This window comes from Streptomyces sp. NPDC051020 (genome assembly GCF_040683105.1).
GTDB lineage: Bacteria > Actinomycetota > Actinomycetes > Streptomycetales > Streptomycetaceae > Streptomyces.
The window spans coordinates 175,779-182,000 of record NZ_JBFBCG010000004.1; the positions used below are offsets into that span (position 1 = coordinate 175,779).

Genomic DNA, 6,222 nt, shown 5'->3' on the forward strand with positions numbered 1-6,222 from the left:
TCGCGGCGTGCTCTGGCCAGTCCATGACCGGCGATCGTAGTGGCGCCTCGGCTACGCGGGCATGACGCCGTGTATGCGGGAGAGGGCGAGGACGCGTTCCCCGCCGCGCAGATGGCACCAGGCGTACAAGTAGGGCGGGTCGAGATCGAGTTCGCCGAGGGTGCGTACGGTGCGGCTGCCCGAGGCGGCCACGTATTCGCTGGTGACTGCTTGTCCCTCGTCGACGACGTGGGCCAGTTGACGGACGTCGGCGAGGGACAGCAGGCGCGCGTGGACGGCGACGATTTCCTCGGTGTCGGTGTCGGCGAATGAGACCAGAACTGAAACCACGAGGTGCCGGACGGGTGGCTCGCGTCGTTCGGCGGATGCTGCGCGGCCAAATTCCTACTTGTTTGATAATGTCGTTTCCGTGAGCGAAATTCCTTACAGCGTCGGCGAAGGACCGGCCACCAGGGTCAGTCTCTCCCTTCCCGAGGGGACGGCGGAGGCGATTCGCCGAAGGGTCGGCAAGCGTGAGTTCTCCGCGTTCATCACCGAAGCGGTGGAGCGCGAGCTGCGTGGTCAGATCTTGGATGAGTACCTGGCCGACTACGAACGCCGTCAGGGGCCGATCTCCGAGCACGAGCAGGAGCGGGCACGCCGGGTCTTCGACGAGGTGTTCGCCGAGGAGGGGCAGTGGCCCGCCGCAAGCTGAGCCACGAAGGCACCCTCGTTCTCGACTGCGAGGGCCTGTCGAAGTTCGTCAGTGATCACGAGCCCGTCGTCGCCCTCATCGCCGAAGCCCGCAAGCGGGGCATGGAGGTCGTCATCAGCGCACTCACCATCATCGAAGCGGTGCATCGCCGGACGGACAAGGCGCGGCTCGCCTGGGTCCTGTCGGGCGTTCGAATCGTGCACATCGGCGACGAGGAGGCCAAGGCCGCCTCAGCCATGCTGATCAACGCTGGGCTGCATGGTCACAAATACGCCATCGACGCTGCCGTGGCCGAGACGGCACTGCGTCAGCGCCGCCCGGTCGTCATGCTCACCTCGGACATCGACGACATGACGAAGCTCTGCGGTGACAGAGTGCGCCTCGTCGCCGTGTAGTCGACGCCCAGGCCCCGAACGCCGGGGGCCGGAAGGTCGGCCCGTATGTCCTTGTCCGAGAGCGGCGGGGGCCGGTGGATCAGTCGGCAGCACCAGGGCCGTGAACGGCTGCGTGGCCGGACACCCGGACCGCGCGCATGTCGGCGTGTGCGCCGCTCCGCCGGCTTCGCGGCGGCTCCGCACGCCCCGCAGCCCCTATACGGCGTGAAGACCTCTTCCAGCCGGCGGACGGCTCCGTCGTCACTTACATGAACACGGGAACGGGAAAGGCCCCGGGCACGATTGCCCGTGCCCGGGGCCCTGGTCGCGCTCATCGCCCGTGCGTCAGGCGACGACCACGGCCGTCGGTTTGCTGTACGCGTAGCCGCTGGAGTGGCCCGTGCGGAGGACGGTCACCTTGACGGTGATCCGCAGACCGCGCTGCGCCCGGGTGAGGACGAACGTGGACTTCGTCGCGCCCGTGACGGCCTTGCCGTTGGCGTACCACTGGTAGCGGTACGACGTCGGCGTGGGCGTCCACGTCCCGCGGTTCGCGGTGAGCGTGCGGCCCACCTTCGCCGTGCCGGAGACCGACGGCAGTGTGGTCGCCTTCGGGGCGACACCACGGGCCACGGCGATCGCCGTCGTCCCGGCCGCGCCGCTCGCGTGGCCGGTGCGGTTGGCCTTCACCGTGACCGACAGCTTCTTGCCGAGCTGGGCGGCGGTCGGGACGTACGAGGAGGCGGTGGCGCCCGCGATGGCGACGCCGTCGAGCCTCCACTGGTAGGTGTACGACGTCGGCGTCGGCGTCCAGACGCCGGCCTTGGCGTACACCCGGGTGCCGACCCGGGGGGTCGCGCCGAGCGCCGGCGGTGTCGTGGCCTTCGGCGCGACGCCCAGGGCGACCGTGGTGGCCGCCGAGGTCGCGGTGCGGGACGGGGCCCCGGTGAGGTGCGCGGTGACGGCGACCGACAGCTTCTTGCCGAGCTGGGCGGCGGTCGGGACGTACGAGGAGGCGGTGGCGCCCGCGATGGCGACGCCGTCGAGCCTCCACTGGTAGGTGTACGACGTCGGCGTCGGCGTCCACGTGCCGGTCCGGGCGACCAGACCGGTACCGACCCGGACCGTGCCCGCGATGGTGGGGGCGGCGGTGTTGGCCGGCGGCTGGGGCGCGGTGACCGTGAACTGACCGCTGGAGAACTGCCATCCGTTGGTCGTGATGACGCTGAGCGCCCACGAGCCCGTGGCCGCGTTCGTCAGGTCGAGCGTGGCCGTGAGGGTCCGGCGGTCGGGCGCCACCGAGACGGTGGTCGACTCGATCGTCGTGCCGCCGGAGCTGATCCGGACCTTGTCGCCCGCGTGCAGGGCCGAGCCCGACACGTTGACGGTCACCTTGGTGCCGGTGACGCCCGTGGTCGGGGTGACGCCGGTGACGTTGTGATTCTCGGTGCCACAGGTCGTCGAGCAGACCAGCTCCGCCTTGTAGGACGTCCGGGACGCCTTCTCGGGCAGGCCGAGGACGAAGAGGGCCGGGACGACCTGGGTGGTGTACGACCCGTTCAGACTGCAGCGGCTCTCGCCGCCGGACGCGGCGGCGCAGGTGTTGTCCAGGTCGGTCTCGTACAGGGCGGGCACGGCGGTAGTGGTCGCGCCGTTCGTGTCGCTCACCTTGACGGTGAAGGCGTCGCGGTACGAGGTGGGTAGCTGGGCGCAGAACGCCGTGTGCTGCTCGTCCAGCGTGCCGGTGAACGGCCCGTATCCGTACGTGATGTTCGGGACCTTCACGCACTCCGGCGACGGGCCGGCGGCCGTGGCGATGCGCAGGGCGTCGAGCCGGTACGAGTCGGCGGCCTTCAGGGACGACGGGACGGTCAGCAGCACCTGGTACCGGGTTGAGCCGGTGACCGCGCAGCTCCTGTTCCGGTTGGTGCACGTGGTGACGGCGCCGTCGCGTCCGTGCGCCAGGATGTTGGTGGTGCCGAGCGCGTCGCGCACATCGAGGTGCAGGACGTCGGCCGGGTCGGCCGTGGTGACCTGGTGGCACACCAGGGTGCCCGGCTCCCCGGGGACGCCCGGCGTCGCGGGGCCGTTGACGGTGGTCGCCGGAGTGGGCGTGCAGCCCTTGGCGGTCCCGGTGACGTCACGGCGGACCAGGGTGTGTTCGGCTGTGGCGTCACGGCCCCGGAAGAGCGCGGTGTACGCGGCCCCGGGGGTGAGGTGGCAAGTGGTCCAGGTCGCGGGGGCCGAAGCGGCCGAAGCGTTCATGGAGCAGGCCTGCTTGCCCGCGGCGTCGAGGACCCAGAACATGGCGCCGTTCGTTTCGGCGACGGTCCGCATCTGGAAGTTCTCGACGGCGCTGTGCCCGTCCGCGGGGATGGCCAGGCAGTACGAGAACCCGTCGGCGCCGGCGCCCGTGCGCAGCCGCGCGGACGCGGTCGCGGCGGTGAAGTCACCTGCGGGGAAGACCTGGCAGCCGCTCCCGGCCGGGTCCGTACGGTGGAACGCGACGCGGTACGTCTTGTTTCCCGCGTTGCCGCTGCCCTGGGACACGAGGGCGCGGTACGGGGCCGGTCCGGTGAGGGCGCAGGAACCACCCGCGAGGCTGGAGCCGGAGCACAGGGTGTCGCCGTCGGCGTTGACGACGGTGACGTCCGGGGTCGCCGAGAAACCGGTGTACGCCGTGAGAGCGGCCATGCGGGCGCCCTGGGGCAGAGGCAGTGTCAGGCAGTCCACCGCGGCGCCCGAGGCCCACGCTCCGTCGTTGACGCCGAGGCGCGCGGGCCGGCACCCGGCGGTGGACCTCCGGTCGAGGACGAGCGTCGCCTCGTCGGTCAGGATCGTGTAGTCACCGTCGGCCGGAACGGTGCAGGTGTTCCCCCGGCAGACCGTGCGCCCGGTGCTGTCGTACAGGAGGGTGGAGGACCGGTAGCCGTCCGGCCCCACGCGGTACACGTCGTAGCGGCCGGCCGTCGAGGCCCTGAAGACCTTGCAGTCGACGGCCGGGTCCACGACGGTCGCAGCGGAACCGTAGGCGTTGACGGGCACGGTGGCGCAGCCGACCGGGTCCGACAGCCTGCGCGCCCCGAGTGCGTACGAGGCGGGGTAGCCCTGCGGCGACTTCGCGACACGCACCAGCACCCGGTAGGGGCCGTCACCGGGCAGGACGCAGCCCGGATCGCCGTCCCCGCTGAAGTCCGGGCAGAGTGGGGCGCCGCTCTCATCGGTGATCCACTTCTCGACGGCCGTGTCCTGCGTCCGCGGATCGAGGCGGATCCGCTCACCGGCCCCGGCCTCGAGGCCGTGGCACCGGATCGTGAACGGGTCGGGAACGGTACCGGTGACGTCGGGCGAGGTGAAGGACGTGTGGATCGCTTCCCCGGCGCAGTCGGCGGTGGCGGCGCCGAGGGGTACGACGACGAGGGTGCTCGTCTGGTCCTCGTCCCAGTAGTTGGGAATCCGGATCGTGTACGCGCCCGTCCGGGGCAGGTCGCACCAGCCGCTGTAGTACGAGACTGTCTGGTCCTCGCACTGGACTTCCTGCGCACCGTCGTAGACGTGCGCGTACAGCAGGTCGTTGCCGGTGAGGACGCGGTGCATACCGGGCTGCTGGACGTCGACGGTGAAGCAGACGGACCCATTGGCCGGAACCGTCGCCTTGCCCATGGCCTCTTCGCTGGTGCCGCCGATGGAGGCGAGCGGGAGAGGCGCGCATTCCTCGGTTCCGGCGGCCCACGCGGTGCCGGCGCCGGCCGGCACCAGCAGCGAGAGCAGGATGGCCAGCGTGGCCATCAGAGCGGTGGCGTGCGGCCGTCCGGTTCCGGATCTGCCTTCCGCACGCGGGCGGTACGACATGAAACCCCCAAGAGATCACAGGATCGGGGTGCATGACCGTCAAGAGGCCCAGATGGTTGTATGACACATGGCGTAGGCCGACCAATCCGTGACCGGAGGTCACCGGCTTCGGTGACTCGGCGGCCCCATGGGTGCCGGTGAACGGCGGGCTTTTGCCGGCCCGCACCGTGGCGGGAACGGGGGCACCACGTGGAGCTCCGTTGGTGCCCCCGTTGGAGCGCACGGCAATCAGCGCTTTGAGCGGGGCGCGGATTGCCGTCTCGACGCGCCGAATCCCGACTGTCGCTGACCGCGGCCGGTGTCGGCGTCACTGATTACTTGGTGTCGACGTAGTCGCCAGTGGCCGTGGCGGAGGCCGTCGTGGTCGTACCCGCGAAGGCGTAGCGCCAGTAGCCGTCGGCGGCAGCGGTGACGGTGGTCCTCAGGGCGCCGGTGCTCTTTGTGGTGACGTTCTTGACCGTGGTGTAGGTGCTGGTGCCCGCCTTGCGGAACTGCAGCTTCACCGACTGGTTGGAGTACCCGTGATACGCGTTGTCGTCCCAGTTGGCCCGGCTGAGCTTGCCCGTCACGGTCAGGGTCGCGCCTTTGCGCACCGGTTCGGGCGAGGCGTCGGTCGTGAGCTTGGCGTACCGCTTGACGAAGAACTGGTCCTGGTTGTTCCGCGTCGCGTCGTCGTGGTCCTTGGAGCTGATCTGCAGGAACGTCTGCCAGGCCCCCGCCTGCGCGTTCTCCAGCCCGTAGTGGCCCGGGTCCATGACGTAGCTCATCGAGCAGGTGGCGGTGGTGGCGTTGACGGTCTTGCAGCCCAGGTTGTCGTGGTAACCGAAGCCTGTGGCGGTGGCTGTGCTCCAGACGTCGGAGTAGGCCGCGTTGAGCCCGGAGCTGTCCGTGGCGGTGATCGCCAAGATGAAGGTCTTCTTTTTCGTGGTGCCGACCACGACGGACTTGCCACCGTTGATCGACACCTTCGTGATCTTCAGATCTCCGTTCCCGCTCACGGCCTCGGCGGCCGGAGCGCTCAGAGCCGAGAGCGCCACCGCACACGGCAGCAGAATGCCGACGGCAAGCTTGCGCATGAATCCCCCCATAGGGCAGGCCCACCGTCTTGATCCATGACGGTGGGATGAACAGGTGTGCGGAGTGTAAAGGCACGCGCGCAAGCCGATTGGGGCAGGGCGGCGATGCATGTTGACCTGTGCGTTCCTGGGGTGCTCGCTCGTTGAGACCACGAACGTCGCGCAGGAGCCGGTAGGCGCCGATCACGGTGGTGCGGCTGATGCCCAACAACCGTGCGAGGTCGCG

The 6,222-nt window shown here is 69.9% G+C and carries 5 protein-coding genes; 2 read left to right on the forward strand and 3 right to left on the reverse strand.

Annotation, left to right across the window (positions count from 1 at the left end; translation table 11 throughout):
• Positions 1-51: 51 nt before the first annotated feature.
• On the reverse strand, positions 52-330 hold the full coding sequence (locus tag AB0N06_RS04200) for a hypothetical protein (RefSeq protein WP_366133203.1): 279 nt from the start codon (positions 328-330) through the stop codon (positions 52-54).
• 79 nt (positions 331-409) lie between these two features.
• Between AB0N06_RS04200 and AB0N06_RS04205 the strand changes: the two genes are divergently transcribed.
• On the forward strand, positions 410-694 hold the full coding sequence (locus AB0N06_RS04205; RefSeq protein ID WP_030973973.1) for a hypothetical protein: 285 nt from the start codon (positions 410-412) through the stop codon (positions 692-694).
• Entirely contained in the window at positions 676-1,089 is a 414-nt protein-coding gene (locus AB0N06_RS04210; RefSeq protein ID WP_366133204.1) for a DNA-binding protein, read from the forward strand. Before AB0N06_RS04205 ends, AB0N06_RS04210 begins: the two co-directional genes overlap by 19 nt.
• A gap of 324 nt (positions 1,090-1,413) precedes the next feature.
• On the opposite strand, the gene AB0N06_RS04215 is transcribed toward AB0N06_RS04210, so the two are convergent.
• Positions 1,414-4,920, reverse strand: a complete 3,507-nt coding sequence (locus AB0N06_RS04215) for a hypothetical protein (protein WP_366133205.1) — start codon at positions 4,918-4,920, stop codon at positions 1,414-1,416.
• A gap of 314 nt (positions 4,921-5,234) precedes the next feature.
• Entirely contained in the window at positions 5,235-5,996 is a 762-nt protein-coding gene (locus AB0N06_RS04220; protein ID WP_366133206.1) for a calcium-binding protein, read from the reverse strand.
• Positions 5,997-6,222 lie beyond the last annotated feature (226 nt).